The sequence below is a fragment of the Gordonia rhizosphera NBRC 16068 genome (genome assembly GCF_000298195.1).
Taxonomy (GTDB): domain Bacteria; phylum Actinomycetota; class Actinomycetes; order Mycobacteriales; family Mycobacteriaceae; genus Gordonia; species Gordonia rhizosphera.
Window position 1 is genome coordinate 1 of the sequence record NZ_BAHC01000146.1, and the last position, 1340, is coordinate 1340.

Annotated in this window: 2 protein-coding genes; both read left to right on the forward strand. The window is 67.3% G+C overall.

Annotated elements, in window-relative coordinates:
* Positions 1-858 (forward strand): MFS transporter (locus GORHZ_RS18320; RefSeq protein ID WP_006335626.1); only part of this gene is annotated, 858 nt, incomplete at its 5' end.
* Between the two features lie 74 nt (positions 859-932).
* The coding region (locus GORHZ_RS18325) for an RBBP9/YdeN family alpha/beta hydrolase (RefSeq protein WP_006335630.1) at positions 933-1340 on the forward strand (408 nt) is incomplete at its 3' end.

Genomic DNA, 1340 nt, shown 5'->3' on the forward strand with positions numbered 1-1340 from the left:
GCCTTCATGGCCGGCGGATCGTTCGGATCGGTCCTCGGCGTCGCGCTCGGCGGCATCATCGCGGTCCATCTCGGCTGGCGCTGGTCCTTCATGGCGATGGCCGTGCTCGGTTTGCTGCTGGTGGCCCTGTTCAAGGCGTTTGTGACCGAGAACAAGTTGGCAGAGCACGCCGTGGACACTCCGACGAAGGCCGGCACCGAGTCGGCCGGACGCGCCAAGCTGTCGAGCCTGTTCACCAACCCGGCCGTCCTGTTCGCCTATATCGGCGGCGGACTGCAGATGTTCACCGCCGCCATCCTGCTGGCGTGGATGCCGAGCTTCTTCAACCGCTACTACGACCTCGCCCCGGACAAGGCGGCCGGCGCCGCAGCCCTGATCGTCCTGCTCGTCGGCACCGGCATGGTGGTCTGCGGAATCGTCACCGACCGCGTCGGGCGTAGCGACATCACTCGGAAGTGGCTGAGTGGCATCGTCTTCTGCGCCATCTCGCTGGTCTCGCTCACCGTCGGTTTCGGTCTGTCGACCGGTACCGCTCAGCTGGTCCTGATCGGCATCGGTGCCTTCTTCTCCGCGGGCGCCTCGGGGCCGATCGCGGCCATGGTCGCGAACCTGACCCACTCCTCGGTCCGGGCCTCGGCGATGGGCACGCTCACCGTGGCGAACAACCTGCTCGGATTGGCCCTGGGGCCGTTCGTGATCGGCATCCTCGCCGACCATGTCGGACTGCGTGGCGCCCTGCAACTCGCCCCGCTGGTCTACTTTGTCGCGATCGTCGCGATGTTCGCCGGAAAGAGCTTGCACCCGTTGGGTCTTCGCAAGTTGGCCGCAGTCGGTGTGGTACCGGCCGAAACTCACTGACACACAACCAATCCCGACGCCGGACCCTCGCGGAAGCGACGGTCCGGCGTCGGCCTCTCTCATCGGAAAGTCCAATGCACACATCATCATCACCCACGATCGTCATCGTCCCCGGCCTGCGCGATCATGTGGCCGATCACTGGCAGACCCACCTCGCCGACCGCCTGACCGAACGCCTCGATGACGTCCGCGTCGTACCCCCGCTCGAGCACCACAAGCTCAGCCGCGCGGCCCGAGTCGCCGCGCTCGACGAGGTGGTGCGCGAGATCGACGGGCCGGTGGTCCTCGTCGCGCACAGTGCGGGCGTGATGACCACCGTCCACTGGGCACGCACCAGCCATCACCCGGTCCTGGGTGCGCTTCTCGTGACCCCGGCCGATGTGGAGGTGCCGCTGCCACCGGGTTATCCGACTCCTGTCGACCTGCGCGAGGGCGGATGGACGCCGATCCCGCGCAGACGGCTCCCGTTCCCGAGCATCGTC